Source organism: Nocardiopsis changdeensis, assembly GCF_018316655.1.
In the GTDB taxonomy this organism is placed as follows: Bacteria; Actinomycetota; Actinomycetes; order Streptosporangiales; family Streptosporangiaceae; genus Nocardiopsis; species Nocardiopsis changdeensis.
Genome location: NZ_CP074133.1, coordinates 1,056,285 through 1,071,355, shown reverse-complemented (window position 1 = coordinate 1,071,355; position 15,071 = coordinate 1,056,285). Strand labels below are relative to the sequence as shown.

The window sequence follows — 15,071 nt, the reverse complement described above, 5'->3', positions numbered from 1 at the left end:
CGGGGGCCTTCGCCGTTCCCGCGGTCAGTCGCTGGAGTCGAGGGTGATCGTGGTGACCTCGGTGGTGCCGCCGCGCTCGTACTCGGCCTCGACCTCGTCGCCCGGCGAGCGGTCGCGGATCATCGCCAGCAGCTCCTGGCCGGAGTTGACCGTGCGGCCGTCGAAGCGGACGATGACGTCGCCCGAGCGCAGGCCGGCCCGGTCGGCGGCGCCCCCGGACTCGACGGAGTCGACGGCCGCCCCCGCCAGGGTGCGCTCCACGTCGATCTCCGCTCCGAGGTCGGCGTAGGTGGCCTCACCGTCCTCGATGAGCCGTTGCACGACCCGCTCGGCCTCCACGGAGGGGATGGCGAAGCCCAGGCCGATGTTGCCGGCGCTCTCGCCGGCGTAGCCCATGGTCACGATCATCGAGTTGACGCCGATGACCCGGCCCTGGGTGTCCACCAGCGGCCCGCCGGAGTTGCCGGGGTTGATGGCCGCGTCGGTCTGGAGCGCGTAGAACCGGCTGGCGTCGGGACCGTCGCCGGAGGTCACCGGGCGGTTGACCGCGCTGATGATGCCCTGGGTGACGGTGCCCGAGTAGCCCAGGGGCGCGCCGATGGCGATGACCTCGTCGCCCACGATGACCTGCTCGGAGTCGCCGAACTCCAGGGGCTCCACGTCGATGGGCTCTTCGAGGGAGAGCACCGCCAGGTCGGAGCTGGGGTCGGCGCCCACGACGGTGGCCGGGGAGAGGCTGCCGTCGCTGTACTCGACGAGGATGCCGTCGTCCTCCAGCTCGGAGGAGACGTGGTCGTTGGTGACGACGTAGTCGCCCTCGATGATGAACCCTGAGCCGCCGCCCATGATGCTCCGGTCGGCGCTGCGGATGGACACCACGCTGGGGCTCACCCGCTGCGCGACGCCCGCGATGGTGTCGGGGTCGCGCTGGGGCGCCTCCGGCGGGGGCTCGTTCATGGTCGGCCCCTCGGCCTGGGGCTGGGCCTCCTGGGCGGTGCCGCCAGCGAAGACCCCGCCCGCCACACCGCCGACGCCGCCCGCGACCACGGCGACGACCAGCATGCCGCTGAGCGCGGCCCACAGGGGGACGCCGCGCTTCCCCCGTCTCTGCGATCCCGTCGCCGCGTACGCGTACGGCCCGGCCGGGTCCGCCCCGGCGGGGTCGCCGGGGACTCCGCCCGGGGGACCGCCGGGAACGCCTGGGCCGCCGGGAACACCCGTGCCGAAGGACGCCTGCTGCCCCGTCGGGGCCGCGAACCCGGGCCCGGGGGGCGCCGCGGGGACGTGGGGGTCGCCGGGGCCCGCGGGTACGCCGGGGGCGTTGGGGTCGCCGGGGCCGAAGGACGCCTGCCTGCCGGTGGGTGCGCCGGGGCCGGGGATGCCGGGGCCAGGGGTACCACCGGGGCCGGGTGCGCCGGGTCCGGGGGCGGGCCGTCGGCCGGTGGGAGGGTGACCGGGTGCGGGTTCGGGGGCGCCGAAGGGGGGACGGCCCTGGGGATCGGGGTGCATGGGTTCTCCACTGCCGGGAGGCGAAGCGTGGGGGCGGTGAGCGGGGAGCGGACGGCCCGACGTCGGTTCGGGGGCGCCGAAGCCGGGGGGCGCGCCCCCCGGCGGGGTCGGCCGCCCCGGGCCGCTCCCCTGTTCCGAACGGCCGTTTTCCTCAGTCAAGACCTGCTCCGTGTGTCGCTGTGGCTTTCGGTCGGAGGCGGCGGGGACCTACATCAGCCCCAGGCGCGACAGGCCCCGGTGGACCCGGGACCAGAAACCGGAGTCGTCCGGACCCGGCAGGGCCGTCACCGCCGAGGCGGTCAGGTCCTCCGGTGCGTCGGCCAGGACCGTGTAGACGAACCCGTCCGCCTGCCACATGCCGTGGTACCGGCCGCCCTCGCCGCCGAAGATCGTGTCATGTTGTGGTGTGACGCCCGTTCCCCCGGTTCCGGTTCCGACGGATCCGCCGCGGACTCCGGTCAGGGCGTCCTCCTCCAGCTTCCCACGTTGGGAGAAGACCGACACCTGCGACAATCCATCCGAATACACAGCGTGGACGACCCTCTGTCCGGCGTGGACCGTGCCGCGCGCGTCGATCAGGCTCAGGTTCCAGGCCAGGTTCTCGGGCAGGGCCCAGCCGTCCGCGCGCAGCTCCTCGCGCTCGTCCGGGGTCAGGACGTCGCCCCACGGGGAGTCCTCGGTGGCCTCCTCCGGCCAGTGCCGGTCCCCCGGCTCCAGGTCGGTCAGCCGGAAGCCGAGCATGTCCCGGCCGTCGCGCTCGTACACCGAGCCGCCCACCAGGACGCCGGTGTCGGCGTCCACCCAGAACCGGCCCGCGACCGTGCCGTTGGCGCGGACCGCCTCCACCGTGTGCGCGGGGCGGCCGTCCACCTCCTCGATCCCGGCGTCGGCGACCGTGTAGACGCGCTCCAGGGTGGTGAGCAGCCGCTCGTCGAGCTCCTTGAACGGGTCGTCGGCCACGAAGGGGGCCGAGTCCCCGCTCATCGGGATGAGCGCCACGCCCTCGCCCGGACGGACGACCACCCGGGTGGGCGGGGCGCCGTCGCCCGCCTCCCCGGTCATCTCGCGGACCGCGGTGTAGGCCACGCCGGCGGCGGCCGAGCGGCGCAGCACCGCCATGCCGTCGTCGGGGCCGTCCCCGGGCACCGCGTCGGCGCACGGGTGGGCGCCGCCGGTCAGCAGCAGGCAGACGAGCACCACGGCCGCGACGGCGGCCGGTACCGGGTGCGCGGAGGGTCCCCCCGCGCTCACCGCGTCGGCAGATCCGGTCCGGGCCCGGAGTGGTCCGGGAACGGCGGGGTGTCCACGACCGGGATGACCCGGCCCGTCACCGCGTGCTCGACCGCGAAGTCCGACAGGCGGGGCTCCACCACCGGGGCGTCGCCGGTCTCTCCCCCGGCGACGAACGCGCCGCCCAGCAGGACCGCGGTGACCGCGGCCCCCGCGACCGCGTAGCGGCCGCCGGGGAGGGTGGGGAACAGGTGGGAGAACCGCTCGCCGCGGCGGCGGGTGCGCCGCTCCGGGGCGACCACGGTCTCCTCGGTGATCATCGGGGCCGCCGGCGGGGTGGGCCCCGGGTCCGGGAAGCCGCCGAGGGGGCGGGAGGAGCCCAGAGGCGGCCGGGCGCCGAAGCCCGCGCCTCCGGTCGGCGGCTCAGAAGGGCCCCGGTCCGGACCTCCGGGGCCGTCCCCCCGGGACAGCCCCACGAGGCGTCCCATGAAGTCGAGGTCGGGCTCGGGCTCGCCCAGTCCGTGCAGCCGGCGCTTGAGGCGGCGCATCATGTCCGCCTCGAACCGGCAGCTCTCGCACTTGGCCAGGTGGATGAGGGCGCTCTCGTGGTCGGCGGGTCCCAGTTCTCCGTCGATGAGCGCGGAGAGCCGCTCCCCCAGGTGTTCTCTGCTCACTCCGCCTCCCCGTTGTTCTCGGCGGCGGCCAGGGACCGCCGGTGCTCCAGGGCGCGGCGCAGCTGGGCGCGGCCCCGGTGGATACGGCTGCGCACGGTGCCGAGTTTGACGCCGAGCGTCGCGGCGATCTCCTCGTAGGAGAGGCCTTCGATGTCACAGAGGACGACGGGGGCGCGGAACTCCGCGGGCAGCGCGTCCAGGGCGGCCTGGACGTCGGCGTCGAAGTGCCGGTCGTCGTAGCGCTGGGCGGGCGAGGGCTCGCGGCCCTCCAGGCGCTCGTCGGCGTTGTCGGCCAGGCCCTCGAACCGGATGCGGGCCTTGCGCCGGGCCATGTCCAGGAAGAGGTTGGTGGTGATGCGGTGCAGCCACCCCTCGAAGGTCCCGGGGGTGTAGTTGGCGAGGGAGCGGAAGACGCGGATGAAGACCTCCTGGGTGAGGTCCTCGGCGTCGTGCTTGTTGCCGGTCAGCCGGTAGGCGAGTCGGTACACCCGGGGGGAGTGGGTGCGGACGACCTCGTCCCAGCTCGGCGGTTCCCATGCCTCGAACTCCGCGGCAGGGCCGGATTCTGGCACCGCTTCTCCCTTCATCCCGTCGAAGCGCTCGGGCAGTGAGCTCGGGGGGAGTCCTGCTTCGTGGCGATCAACGTACGTTCCTCCCGGTTCAACGCCGAGGAGCGCCGATTAAGTTCCCGCCGCCACGCTCGGTCCGTCCACCGGATCACGTTAGGCTTTCCCTGGGCCGTGACCCGATCGCGATCATCCTTCCACGGTGGGTGACCCTGCGCCGGTCGGACGCCCCGGCCACAGTTCCCACAGACCATCGCAGCTGGAGGGCGTCATCACCGGCGTGGAAGAGACAGCGGCCCGGCTCGGCTGGGTCCGCACCGAGCAGGAGCGGTTCGAGCAGGAGGCCCTGCGGGACGACGCTCTCGCCGACGCCTACGACGCGGCGGCGGGATCGCTCGCCCCTCCGGTCGATCCGTCCGCGGGGTCCGCCCTGCGGTTCCTGGCCGCCTCGATCGGCGCCCGGTCGGTGGTGGAGATCGGGACCGGGTACGGCGCCTCCGGGCTGTGGCTGCTGCGCGGTATGGCGCGCGAGGGCATCCTCACCACCATGGACTCCGACTCCGTCCACCTGGACCACGCCCGGTCGGTGTTCTCCCGCGCCGGGTTCGGCGCGGGGCGGGCCCGGCTGATCCGCGGCACGGCGGCGGAGGTGCTGCCCCGGCTCACCGACGGCGGCTACGACCTGGTGTTCGTCGACGCCGAGCGGCGCTCCTACCCGGCGTTCCTGGACGAGGCGCTGCGCCTGCTGCGGCCGGGCGGCATGGTGGTGCTGCACGGGGTCCTGTCCGGCCCCGGCGGCCCCGACGGCCCGTTGCGCGCCCCGGACCCGGCCGAGACGGCGGTCCGCGAGGTCATCGGGCGCATCCGCGAGGACGAGGCGTTCATCCCGCTGCTGATGCCGCTGGGCGAGGGCCTCCTCGCCGCCATCCGCCGCTGACCGGGCGGCCCCCGGAGGCGTCCGCCGCCCGGGGGCCGGAACCGGCCCGGGGGCACGGACCGGAGGCACGGAGCCGGCGAGGGGCCGACGCGCGGCGCGCGTCGGCCCCTCGTACGTGCTCCGGTCCCCGGCTTCGCCTCGGGCCGCGCCTCGGCGCCCGGAGGACGGGGACCCCCGGCCCTGCGCGGCCGTCCCCGTTCCCCGGATGTCCGCTCCCGGCCTCCGGTGCCCGGTGGGCGCCTCCGCCCCCTCGGTCAGGCCCCGGCGAGCCAGCGCAGCAGCGTGCGGGTGGCGAACGCGGTGCCGCCCCGGGTGAGGATCCCGCTCTCCTTCATGGACCGGCCCGGGCCGGCGATGTCCAGGTGGGCCCAGGGCAGGCCGCCGGTGAACTCGCGCAGGAACAGGGCCGCGTCGGTGGCGCCCGCCGGGCCGAACTCCTTGCGGGTGCCGATGTTGGCCAGGTCGGCGACCCGCGACTTCGTGGTGGGGACGTACTCCTCCGTGAGCGGCATCCGCCACAGCGGCTCGCCCGCGGCCTTCCCGGCCTCGGTGATCCGCTCGGCGAGGGCGTCGTCGGTGCTGTACAGCGCCGCGGTGCCGGTGCCCAGGGCGACCTTGGCGGCGCCGGTGAGGGTGGCGACGTCCACCAGGGTGTCGGGCCCCAGGCGGTCGACGGCGTAGCCGAGCGCGTCGGCCAGGACCAGGCGGCCCTCGGCGTCGGAGTTGAGCACCTCGACGGTGGTGCCGGAGTAGGTGGTGAGGACGTCGCCGATGCGGGTGGCGTCCCCGGAGAAGGCGTTCTCGGCCAGGGCCAGCAGGCCGGTGACCCGCACCGGCGCGGACACGGCGGACAGCGCCGACAGCACGGCCAGCACGATCGCCGACCCGCTCATGTCGGTCTTCATCAGCGACATGTTCTCGTTCGGCTTGAGCGAGAGGCCGCCGGTGTCGAAGGTGATCCCCTTGCCGACCAGCACCACGTGCGGGGCGTCGGGGTCCTGCGGGGTGTAGGAGACCTGGACCAGCCGGGGCGGCCGGGACGAGCCCCGGCCGACGGCCAGGATGGCGCCGAAGCCCTCGTTCTCCAGGTCCTCCTCGTCCCAGACCCTGATGTCGAGCCCGGACCCGGCGGCGACCTCGCGGGCGCGCTCGGCCATCCAGGCGGGGTCCTTGGTCTGGGAGGGCGTGTTGATGAGGTCGCGGGCCAGGGCGGTGGCGCGGGCCAGGACGACGCCCCGGGCCAGGGCCTCGGCGGGGGCGTCCCCGACGACGTCGATCGCGGGGGCGGGGCGCTGGGCGGCCTCCGGCTCCGCGGTCTTCAGCGTGAAGGTGTAGGAGGCCAGCAGCGCCCCCTCGGCGAAGGCCGTGGCGGCGGCCCCGTCGGCGAGGGAGGCGGGCCACGCGAACGCGACGCGCTCGCGGCCCCGAGCGGCCCGGGACAGGGCGGCCCCGGCCTTCCGGAGGTCGTCGGGGGAACCCGATCCGACCCCCAGGAGGGCCAGTCTGGCCAGACCCTGGTCCCGGGACACCGGGAACTGGACCGACTCACCGGCCTTGCCGGTGAGCGAGTAATGCGTGAACAGATCGGTGAGCACGGCCGGGAGCGCCCGGCCCAGGCCGCCCTCCTCGACCCCCTGGACCGCCGCCGGGCCTTCGTCCGCCGCCTGCACGGGGAGGACGAGGAGGTCGGCCGCGGTGTCGTCGAGGGTCCCGGTGACGGGGTTGATCTCCGTGGCGAAGGGCACAGGTCGCTCACAATCGTTCACTCGTTGGGAGGTGTGACCACCTCGGGGGTTTCGGGGCTCATCCGGCCCGGGGTGGGGGACGGTGGTGCCGGTGCCGGCCGTGTTCTTCGAACCCCCGCTCCGCTCCGGCCCGTGGTCGGCGCCCTCGAAGGGCAGGGACCCTCGGCCCCGCGTCGCGGTCCTCGGACCGCTCCCCGGGGGCCTTCCGGAGCCCCGCCGGCGCCTCGCGGACCCCAGCGGCACGGGAGGGCGTTCAAAGAACGGGTGCTAGCCGACGACGCCCTGGAGCGCGTCCCTGAGCTCGGTGGCCTCGTCCGGGGTCAGCTCGACGACCAGGCGGCCGCCGCCCTCGAGCGGAACCCGCATGATGATGCCGCGACCCTCCTTGGTGACCTCCAACGGCCCGTCACTGGTCCTCGGCTTCATTGCCGCCATGCCATTCCCCTTTCTCGTGTTCCTCGCGGGTGGCCGGGCCACAGCACCGACGCCGATCCGCTGGGTCCGTCTCGGCTCCGAAACCGTGGGCCGGTTCCGTGCGACTCGCGCCCGTGTGACTTAAGGGGCGTGAATCACTCTTCGACCATTATCTCGGAGGTTCGCCCCCGTGTGTGCGACGTACCACGGCGCCCGAGGACTTCGCGCACACCGGCCAACGAGGAATCGTCGGTCAGTAAGGTTATATCGGTCCTAGCCGAAACCCCGCGAGAGCGTGGGGAGCCGACCGTTCTCCTCCCCCTCACGGGGCGCTTGAACCGCGCCGGACCGGCTTTTCCCGATAACGATGCCGCCCCCTCGCCGGGGCGGCCCGCGGCGTCAGGAGCCGTCGGAGAGCAGGCCGGTGGAGACCATCCGGGTCCCCTCCCGGGTGACGGAGGACCATTCGGCGTTGAGCCCGCCCGCGACGGGCCAGACGGTCAGCTCCGCCGCGTCGACGCAGCGCTCCTCGGGGTCGGCCGTCTCGGTGTAGGTGTAGACCCGGCGGTCGTTGTCGGTCGCCGTCAGGTCGAGCGTCCCGGAGCAGGTGAAGGTGGTCCAGGCGGTGCTGCCGCGCTCGGCGCCCTCCTCGATCCGGACCTCGGCGTGCCAGTCGGCGACGTGCGCGCCCTCGGTGTCGACCTGGGTCATCTCGCCCGCCCAGGAGCCGACGAAGTCCTCCGCCGGAACGGCGGCGTCCGGAACGTCCTCGGCGTCCCCGCCGACCAGCGCCCACGCGGCGGCGGCACCGCCCGCGATGAGCAGGACCGCCGCCGTCCCGACGGCCAGCCCGGTGATCCGGCGGCGGCGCCGGGCGCTGCCCTGGACTGCGCGGGGCGGCGACCACAGGGACACCTGCTGCACGGGAACGGCGGAGGTCGACGGCGCGGCGGCGCCGTTCCGGTCCTCGGCTCCCGACTCCAGCTCGGCTGCTGCGTCCATCCTCGACATCCTCACAAAGAATGCGCCCGCTCCAGGGGTGGGGCGGGGGTACACGAGTACAGCGACCGAGGATAGAGCACACGAACACGGCGGATCCGCCCGAGAAGGACGGCGGCCGTGTGATGCACGACATACCGGGACCGGTCCGCGGACGGACGCCCTCCGCCCCCTGACCCGCCGGACCCGCCGGCTAGGCGGACTTGTCCGCGGTCGCGGCGACCGTGTCGTCCCCGGCGGCGCCGGCGTCCCGGTCCGGGGTGTCGTCCCCGGCCTCGGGGCCCCCGGAGCCCTCGGTGTCGGGGGCGTCGCCGGGCAGGTGCGAGCCCGGCGTGGGCCCGGTGCCCTGCGGGACGTAGGACGGGTCCAGGCGCGACAGGCGCCACTCCAGGTCCTCGATCCGCGCCTCGCGGTCGCGCAGGGTGGCGGTGAGCCGCAGCAGCAGCTCGTCCACCGCGCGCACGTGGTAGCCCCACATGGCCAGCGGCAGCAGCAGGCGGCCCAGTTCCACGGACTTCACGGGGCGGTCGGCGGACAGGTCGAGCGGGGGGTAGTCGGCCTCGAACCGGGCGAGGCGCCCGCCCTTGCCGAGCACGACGTAGACGACGCCGACGAGCACGGCCAGCGCGGCCGCGGCGACCAGGAAGAGGATGAGATAAGGCACGGCTCCGATCGTGCCACACCCGGCCGCCCCGCGGGAGCCGCGGGCGGCCGGGAGGCGGGCGTCAGGAGCCGTCGGTCCGGGCGCGCTCCTGCTCGTCCTGTTCGCGGGCGATGTCGAGGTGCGCCTTCCGGATGATGTCCACGACCTCGTCGGGGTCGTCGACCACCTGGACCAGGTCCAGGTCGTTCGGCTTGATGAGCCCGTTCTCCAGCAGGCTCTCCCTGACCCACTTCTCCAGCCCGCCCCAGAACTCGGAGCCGACCAGCACCACCGGGAACCGGGTCACCTTGTTGGTCTGGACCAGCGTGGCCGCCTCGAACAGCTCGTCCAGGGTCCCGAACCCGCCGGGCAGGACCACGAACGCCTGGGAGTACTTGACGAACATGGTCTTGCGCACGAAGAAGTAGCGGAACGTCATCCCCATGTCGATGTAGGGGTTGAGGGACTGCTCGAAGGGCAGCTCGATGCCCAGCCCCACGGACAGCCCGCCCGCCTCCTTGGCCCCCTTGTTGGCGGCCTCCATCATGCCGGGGCCGCCCCCGGTGATGGTGGCGTAGCCCGCCTCCGCGAGCCGGGCGCCCATCTGGACGCCGAGGTCGTAGTAGCGGGTGCCCGGCTTGATGCGGGCCGACCCGAACACGCTCACCGCCGAGGGCAGCTCGGAGAGCAGGCCGAAGCCCTCCACGAACTCCGACTGGATGCGCAGCACCCGCCAGGGGTCGGTGTGCACCCAGTCGGCGGGGCCGCGCCGGTCCAGCAGCCGCTGGTCGGTGGTGGTGCCCGGGATCGACTCGCCGCGGTAGGTGAGGGGTCCCGCGTTCCTCACCTGCTCGTTTCCATGTGCTTCTTCCGTCATGGCCTAAAGCTATCCGCGCCGGGCCGGATCACGCCTGAACCGGGTGTGGACCGGTGGTGGCCACTGGCGGCCATCTCCCTCCCGGGAGGGCGGGCCCGTCCCGGACCGGACGGCTCAGCGGGCCCCGGTGAGCCAGGCGACCATCCGCTCCTCGGCCTCGCGGATGCGCGGGATCTCGGCGTACTCGTCGCGGGTGTGGGCGAGCGTCGGGTCGCCGGGGCCGTAGTTGACCGCGGGCACCCCCAGCTCGGAGAAGCGCGACACGTCGGTCCAGCCCAGCTTGGCGCGGGCCCGCCCCTCCCCCACCGCGTCGACGAACGCGGCCGCCGCGGGGTGGTCCAGGCCGGGCCGGGCGGGGGCGGCGGCGTCGGCCAGGCGCACCTCGAACCCGTCGAAGACCTCCCGCAGGTGCGCCTCGGCGTCGGCCACGGACAGGTCGGGGGCGAACCGGTAGTTGACCTTGACCACGCACTCGTCGGGGATGACGTTGCCGGCCACCCCGCCCTCGATGAAGACGGCGTTGAGGCCCTCGTGGAAGCGCAGGCCCTCCACCTCGGGCTCGCGGGGGGTGTAGGCGCGCAGCACGTCCAGGACGGCCCCGGCGCCGTGGATGGCGTTGACGCCCATCCAGGAGCGGGCGCTGTGGGCGCGCTCGCCCCTGGCGACGACCTCGACCCGCATGGTGCCCTGGCAGCCGCCCTCGATGACGCCGTCGGTGGGCTCCATGAGGATGGCGAAGTCCCCGGCCAGCCACTCGGGGTGGTTGCGGGACAGGCGCAGCAGGCCGTTGCGCTCGGCGTCGACCTCCTCGTTGTCGTAGAAGACGTAGGTGACGTCGTGCACGGGCTCGGCGACCAGGGCGGCCAGCCTGAGCTGGACGGCGACCCCGGCCTTCATGTCGGAGGTGCCGCAGCCGTAGAGGCGGTCGCCGTCGACGTGGGAGGGGACGTTGTCGACGATGGGCACGGTGTCGATGTGGCCGGCGATGACGACGCGGCGCTCGCGGCCCAGGTCGGTGCGGGCGACGACGGCGTCGCCGTCGCGGGTCACCGTCAGGTGGGGCAGCGCCGACAGCGCCCGTTCGATCCCGTCGGCGAGGATCTTCTCGGTGCCGCTCTCGGAGCGGATGTCCACGAGTGCGGCGGCGAGGTCCGCGACGTCCGAGGTCAGGTCGAGCATGAGGGCGTCCCCGTCTTCCATGGTCGTGGTGCGCGGCGCGGGCGGGCACCGCAGGGCGTTGCGGCTCACCAGCCTAGGGCGTGTCCGTTGGGTGCCCTCGTGCGGCTCGGCGCTCGCGCCGAGCCCCGGGAGCGGCCGCCCGAGCGCGGGTGAACGGGACGGGGCGCCCCCGGCGGGAGGGCGCCCCGTACGGGACCGGGGTCCGCGGGTCAGGCGTTGACGCCGTGCTCGCGGAGCAGGTCGTTGAGGGCGAGCTTGTCGTGCTCCTGGCCCTCGGCGAGCCGCTTGAGGACGAGCAGCACCGGCATGCCGAAGTCGCCGCCGGGGAAGCTCTTGACCCGGTTGGCGGTGACGCACACCGACCAGGCCGGGGCCTCGCCGCGGGCGAGCTCCTCGCCGGTCTCGGCGTCGAACACGCGGGTCGACGAGGTGAGGATGGTGCCCGCGCCGAGCTTGGCGCCGGTGCGCACCCGGGCGCCCTCGACGACCATGCTGCGCGAGCCCAGGAAGGCGTCGTCCTCGATGATCACCGGGGAGGCCTGCGGGGGCTCCAGGACGCCGCCGACGCCCACGCCGCCGGACAGGTGGACGTTGCGGCCGATCTGCGCGCAGGAGCCGACCGTGGCCCAGGTGTCGACCATGGTGCCGGAGTCGACGTAGGCGCCGATGTTGGTGAAGGACGGCATGAGCACGACGCCCGGGGCGAGGTAGGAGCCCCAGCGGGCGATGGCGCCGGGGACGACGCGGACACCGTCGAAGCGGGTCTTCAGCGGCATGCGGTCGTGGTGGTAGAAGTCGCCGACCTGCGACTCCTTCATGTCCAGGACCTTGAAACCGAGCAGGATGGAGCGCTTGGCGCGCTCGTCGACCACGACCGCGTCGGTGGCGGGGTCGACGAAGGCCACCCGGGCCTTGCCCTCGTCGATCTGGTCGATGGCGGAGGTGATGATCTCGCGCGCCTCGGTGTGGCCCGGGGTCAGTTCGGAACGCCGCTCCCAGAGTTCGTCGATCCGGTCGGGCAGCGGGCTGGAGTAGGAGCTGGTCATGGGTTCCACGTTAGTAGTCCTCCGGGCGTCCCGGGGCCCCGGGCTCCCCCGTCGGCGTGCCCGGGCGGCCTCGGCCGGAGCACGTCCGGGGCCGCGTTGACTACAATGCGCCCGAAGCGCCGCACGGCCTGTCTCCCCGGCACGGCGCGGACCGCCTCGTCCCTTGTTGCCTAGCCGATGGTCCTCCGTTGCCAAAGCGCCGTAGATTCTCCGCGTTCGTCAAGATCCTGTTCGCGCTGTTCGTCGTGTGTGGGGCCCTCGTCGCCGGGGGCTACTACGTCATGACCAGCGTGGACCCGATCACGACCGAGCCCGAGCCCGAGACCATGTGCCGTCTGGACCTGTCCGACGGCAAGTACTCGATGAAGGTCGAACAGGCCGTGAGCGCGACCACCGTCGGCGGGGTGGCGTTCAGCATGGACCTGCCCCCGGAGGCCGTGACCGTGGCCTATGCCACGGTGTGGCAGGAGACCGCGTTCTACAACCTGGAGTACGGCGACCGGGATTCGCTGGGCCTGTTCCAGCAGCGCCCCTCGCAGGAGTGGGGCGACCCCGAGGACATCCTCGACCCGGTGTACTCCAGCCGCGCCTTCTACGACGCCCTGGTGGAGGTCGACGGCTGGGAGACCAGGCCGGTGTTCGAGGCCGCCCAGGCGGTGCAGCGCAGCGCCGACGGCTTCGCCTACGACCAGCACGAGAAGCTGTCGCAGCGCATGAACGAGGTGTTCACCGGAACCCGCGGCCCGGCGCTGACCTGCTGGTACGACCGCGAGACCCTGGAGTCGCTCACCTCGGGCGAGGCCGACGTGGCGGGCGCGGAGCAGGAGCTGGCGCGTGTGTTCGGGGTGGAGCCCGCGGCGCTGGCGGACACCCCCGAGGCGGCCACCGGCGACCGGGGCTGGGCGATGGCCCTGTGGGCGGTCGCCCACGCCCAGGAGTACGGGCTGACCTCGGTCGCCTACAACGACCGCGTGTGGCGCGCCTCCGACGGCACCGGGGACTCCGCCGAGTGGCAGACCGGCGTCTCCGACACCAGGGGCGTCCTCGTCCTGGAGTGACCCCCGGTGCCACGGGGTGCCCCGGCCGCGCCGGGGACGGCGGGCCGGGGCGCCCCGGGGGCGTCCGCGGCGCGGGTCAGGCGGACAGGCGGGCGACGGCGGCCCCGACGCGCTCGTCGGTGGCGGTGAACGCCACGCGGACACTGGCGCCGCCGGCGGGCCCGTAGAACTCGCCCGGCGCCACGAGGATGCCGCGCTCGGCCAGGTGCTCCACCGCGCCCCAGGCGTCGTGGTCGGGGTGGGAGGCCCACAGGTACAGCCCGGCCTGGGAGTGGTCGATCCGCCAGCCGGCGCCGGTGAGGGCGGCGCGCAGCCGGTCCCGGCGGGCGCGGTAGCACTCCTTCTGCTCCAGGGCGTGCGCGTCGTCGTCCAGGGCGGCGCCCATGGCGGCCTGGACCGGGGCGGGCACGATCATCCCCGCGTGCTTGCGCACCGCCAGCAGCTCCTGGACCAGGGCCGGGTCGCCGGCCACGAACGCGGCGCGGTACCCCGCGAGGTTGGAGCGCTTGGACAGGGAGTGCACCGCGAGCAGGCCCTCGTGGGAGCCGTCGCTGACGTCCGGGTGCAGGATCGAGACCGGGGCCTCGCCCTCCCAGCCCAGGTCGAGGTAGCACTCGTCGGAGGCGACGATCACGCCGCGCTCGCGGGCCCAGGCGACGACCTTGCGCAGGTGCGGCACGCCCAGGACGCGGCCGGTCGGGTTGCTCGGCGAGTTCACCCACAGCAGCCGCACCGGGGCCGGGCCCAGGGCGGTCAGGCCGTCGGCCGCCACCGGGGTCGCCCCGGCCAGGCGGGCGCCGATGTCGTAGGTGGGGTAGGCCAGCTCGGGGTGGACGACGGTGTCGCCCGGTCCCAGGCCGAGCAGGGTGGGCAGCCAGGCGACGAGCTCCTTGGAGCCGACCGTCGGCAGCACGCCCTCCTCCGGCACGCTCACCCCGTGGCGGCGCTCCAGCCAGCCGGTGATGGAGGCCCGCAGCGCGGGGGTCCCCCAGGTCAGCGGGTAGCCGGGGCTGTCGGCGGCGTCGGCCAGCGCGGCGCGCAGGCCCGGCGGCACCGGGTCCACGGGGGTGCCCACGGACAGGTCGACGATGCCGTCGGGGTGATCCGCGGCGATCTTCTTGTACGGGGTCAGCCGGTCCCACGGGAAGGTGGGAAGCCTGTCCGTCACGGGCCGCCGGGTCATCTCGCGTCTCCATCGGGTCGTCCGGGCCGTCGCGGCCCGGGGCTGGGCTTGACACGCATCGCGCCGACCCTCCCGGGACGGGGGGATCGGCGCGATGGCGGTGCGGTCGCGCGCGGGGACGTCCTCTGCGCCACGGAGACGCACCGGCGCGGACCGGAAGGGCCGGGCTACTCCGCCTGCGGCGGCAGCTTGGCGACGAGGGGGTGGTCGCGGTCGATCTTGCCCACCTTGGAGGCGCCGCCCGGGGAGCCGAGGTCGTCGAAGAACTCGACGTTGGCCTTGTAGAAGTCGGACCACTGCTCGGGCAGGTCGTCCTCGTAGTAGATGGCCTCGACCGGGCAGACCGGCTCGCACGCACCGCAGTCAACGCACTCGTCCGGGTGGATATACAGGCTGCGCTCGCCCTCGTAGATGCAGTCCACGGGGCACTCGTCGATGCACGCCTTGTCCATCACATCAACACAGGGCTGCGCGATGACGTAGGTCACGTCGTACTCCTTGATCTCACCCCCGCGTTCCCACGGGGGAGGCGGGGACCTCGCAGAGGAGCCGGTCGGCGCGGTCCGGCGTGCGGGCGCCCAGGACCCTGCTCCCGGCCTCTGCGAACGATTGGCACAGATGTCGTGGTCCTAGTATGGCGGCGAAGGCGAGTCGTCGCACATTCGGGGGGCGCGTTGCACATGGCGGGCCGCCTGGTCCACCGGATCACCCGGGAGGACACGGGCAGCAGGGTCTCCGTCCGAATCCACCTCCCCGACGGGGGTTTCACCGATATCGTCGGGGTGCTGGAGTCATGGGACGGCGGCGTACTGACCGTGCGCCGGCGCGACGGCCGTCAGGCGCGCGTCGAGGAGTCGTCCATCGCCGCCAGCCGTGTCGTCCCCGACGCCGCCCCGCGGCGGCGCGGCGGCGCCCCCGGGCGCACCCCCTGAAGGACGCCCGGCGGCGGCCGACCTGCCCGTCCGCGGTGTGCGCCGGGCGAACGCACGTGCATGTCGCGTCCGCCCGGAG

Annotated in this window: 16 protein-coding genes; 3 read left to right on the top strand and 13 right to left on the bottom strand. The window is 74.2% G+C overall.

The window, feature by feature from the left end:
* Positions 1-24: 24 nt before the first annotated feature.
* From KGD84_RS05075 to sigE, 4 genes are all read right to left on the bottom strand, one after another.
* The gene (locus KGD84_RS05075) at positions 25-1,062 is read right to left on the bottom strand and encodes a S1C family serine protease (RefSeq protein ID WP_255647058.1); all 1,038 of its coding nucleotides are present in this window, start codon (positions 1,060-1,062) and stop codon (positions 25-27) included.
* 654 nt (positions 1,063-1,716) lie between these two features.
* Positions 1,717-2,760: a transcriptional regulator gene (locus KGD84_RS05070; RefSeq protein ID WP_220564941.1), complete on the bottom strand. Its 1,044-nt coding sequence runs from the start codon at positions 2,758-2,760 to the stop codon at positions 1,717-1,719.
* Complete coding sequence (locus KGD84_RS05065) at positions 2,757-3,413, bottom strand: anti-sigma factor family protein (RefSeq protein WP_220564940.1); 657 nt, start codon at positions 3,411-3,413, stop codon at positions 2,757-2,759. The genes KGD84_RS05070 and KGD84_RS05065 overlap by 4 nt, the downstream gene beginning before the upstream one ends.
* Positions 3,410-4,000, bottom strand: a complete 591-nt coding sequence (gene sigE / locus KGD84_RS05060; protein WP_220564939.1) for an RNA polymerase sigma factor SigE — start codon at positions 3,998-4,000, stop codon at positions 3,410-3,412. Before sigE ends, KGD84_RS05065 begins: the two co-directional genes overlap by 4 nt.
* A gap of 325 nt (positions 4,001-4,325) precedes the next feature.
* Here sigE and KGD84_RS05055 point away from each other — a divergent pair, with 325 nt between their 5' ends.
* Positions 4,326-4,916, top strand: a complete 591-nt coding sequence (locus KGD84_RS05055) for an O-methyltransferase (RefSeq protein WP_220565544.1) — start codon at positions 4,326-4,328, stop codon at positions 4,914-4,916.
* Positions 4,917-5,170: 254 nt separating this feature from the next.
* Here KGD84_RS05055 and KGD84_RS05050 read toward each other — a convergent pair whose 3' ends face one another.
* The 7 genes from KGD84_RS05050 to KGD84_RS05020 all read right to left on the bottom strand — a co-directional run bounded on the left by KGD84_RS05050 (position 5,171) and on the right by KGD84_RS05020 (position 11,819).
* Positions 5,171-6,661: a leucyl aminopeptidase gene (locus KGD84_RS05050; protein WP_220564938.1), complete on the bottom strand. Its 1,491-nt coding sequence runs from the start codon at positions 6,659-6,661 to the stop codon at positions 5,171-5,173.
* A gap of 267 nt (positions 6,662-6,928) precedes the next feature.
* A complete protein-coding gene (locus KGD84_RS05045) occupies positions 6,929-7,096 on the bottom strand; it encodes a DUF3117 domain-containing protein (protein WP_220564937.1) in 168 nt (55 codons plus the stop codon).
* A 378-nt stretch (positions 7,097-7,474) separates the two neighbouring features.
* Positions 7,475-8,077, bottom strand: a complete 603-nt coding sequence (locus tag KGD84_RS05040; RefSeq protein ID WP_220564936.1) for a hypothetical protein — start codon at positions 8,075-8,077, stop codon at positions 7,475-7,477.
* A gap of 190 nt (positions 8,078-8,267) precedes the next feature.
* Positions 8,268-8,738 carry a hypothetical protein gene (locus KGD84_RS05035; RefSeq protein WP_220564935.1) on the bottom strand — a complete coding sequence of 157 codons (471 nt, stop codon included), beginning with the start codon at positions 8,736-8,738 and terminating at the stop codon, positions 8,268-8,270.
* Between the two features lie 61 nt (positions 8,739-8,799).
* On the bottom strand, positions 8,800-9,594 hold the full coding sequence (locus KGD84_RS05030) for an LOG family protein (RefSeq protein ID WP_220564934.1): 795 nt from the start codon (positions 9,592-9,594) through the stop codon (positions 8,800-8,802).
* A gap of 114 nt (positions 9,595-9,708) precedes the next feature.
* A complete protein-coding gene (gene dapE / locus KGD84_RS05025) occupies positions 9,709-10,773 on the bottom strand; it encodes a succinyl-diaminopimelate desuccinylase (RefSeq protein WP_220565543.1) in 1,065 nt (354 codons plus the stop codon).
* Positions 10,774-10,982: 209 nt separating this feature from the next.
* Positions 10,983-11,819: a 2,3,4,5-tetrahydropyridine-2,6-dicarboxylate N-succinyltransferase gene (locus KGD84_RS05020; RefSeq protein WP_220564933.1), complete on the bottom strand. Its 837-nt coding sequence runs from the start codon at positions 11,817-11,819 to the stop codon at positions 10,983-10,985.
* Positions 11,820-12,007: 188 nt separating this feature from the next.
* On the opposite strand from KGD84_RS05020, the gene KGD84_RS05015 reads away from it, so the two are divergent.
* Positions 12,008-12,877 carry a hypothetical protein gene (locus tag KGD84_RS05015; RefSeq protein ID WP_220564932.1) on the top strand — a complete coding sequence of 290 codons (870 nt, stop codon included), beginning with the start codon at positions 12,008-12,010 and terminating at the stop codon, positions 12,875-12,877.
* Positions 12,878-12,953: 76 nt separating this feature from the next.
* Here KGD84_RS05015 and dapC read toward each other — a convergent pair whose 3' ends face one another.
* Complete coding sequence (gene dapC, locus KGD84_RS05010; protein WP_220564931.1) at positions 12,954-14,060, bottom strand: succinyldiaminopimelate transaminase; 1,107 nt, start codon at positions 14,058-14,060, stop codon at positions 12,954-12,956.
* 167 nt (positions 14,061-14,227) lie between these two features.
* Positions 14,228-14,548 (bottom strand): ferredoxin, encoded by a 321-nt coding sequence (gene fdxA / locus KGD84_RS05005; RefSeq protein ID WP_220564930.1) that lies wholly within the window; start codon positions 14,546-14,548, stop codon positions 14,228-14,230.
* A gap of 186 nt (positions 14,549-14,734) precedes the next feature.
* On the opposite strand from fdxA, the gene KGD84_RS05000 reads away from it, so the two are divergent.
* Positions 14,735-14,992, top strand: coding sequence for a putative acetyltransferase (locus KGD84_RS05000; RefSeq protein ID WP_220564929.1), 258 nt, complete (start codon positions 14,735-14,737; stop codon positions 14,990-14,992).
* Positions 14,993-15,071: the final 79 nt, after the last annotated feature.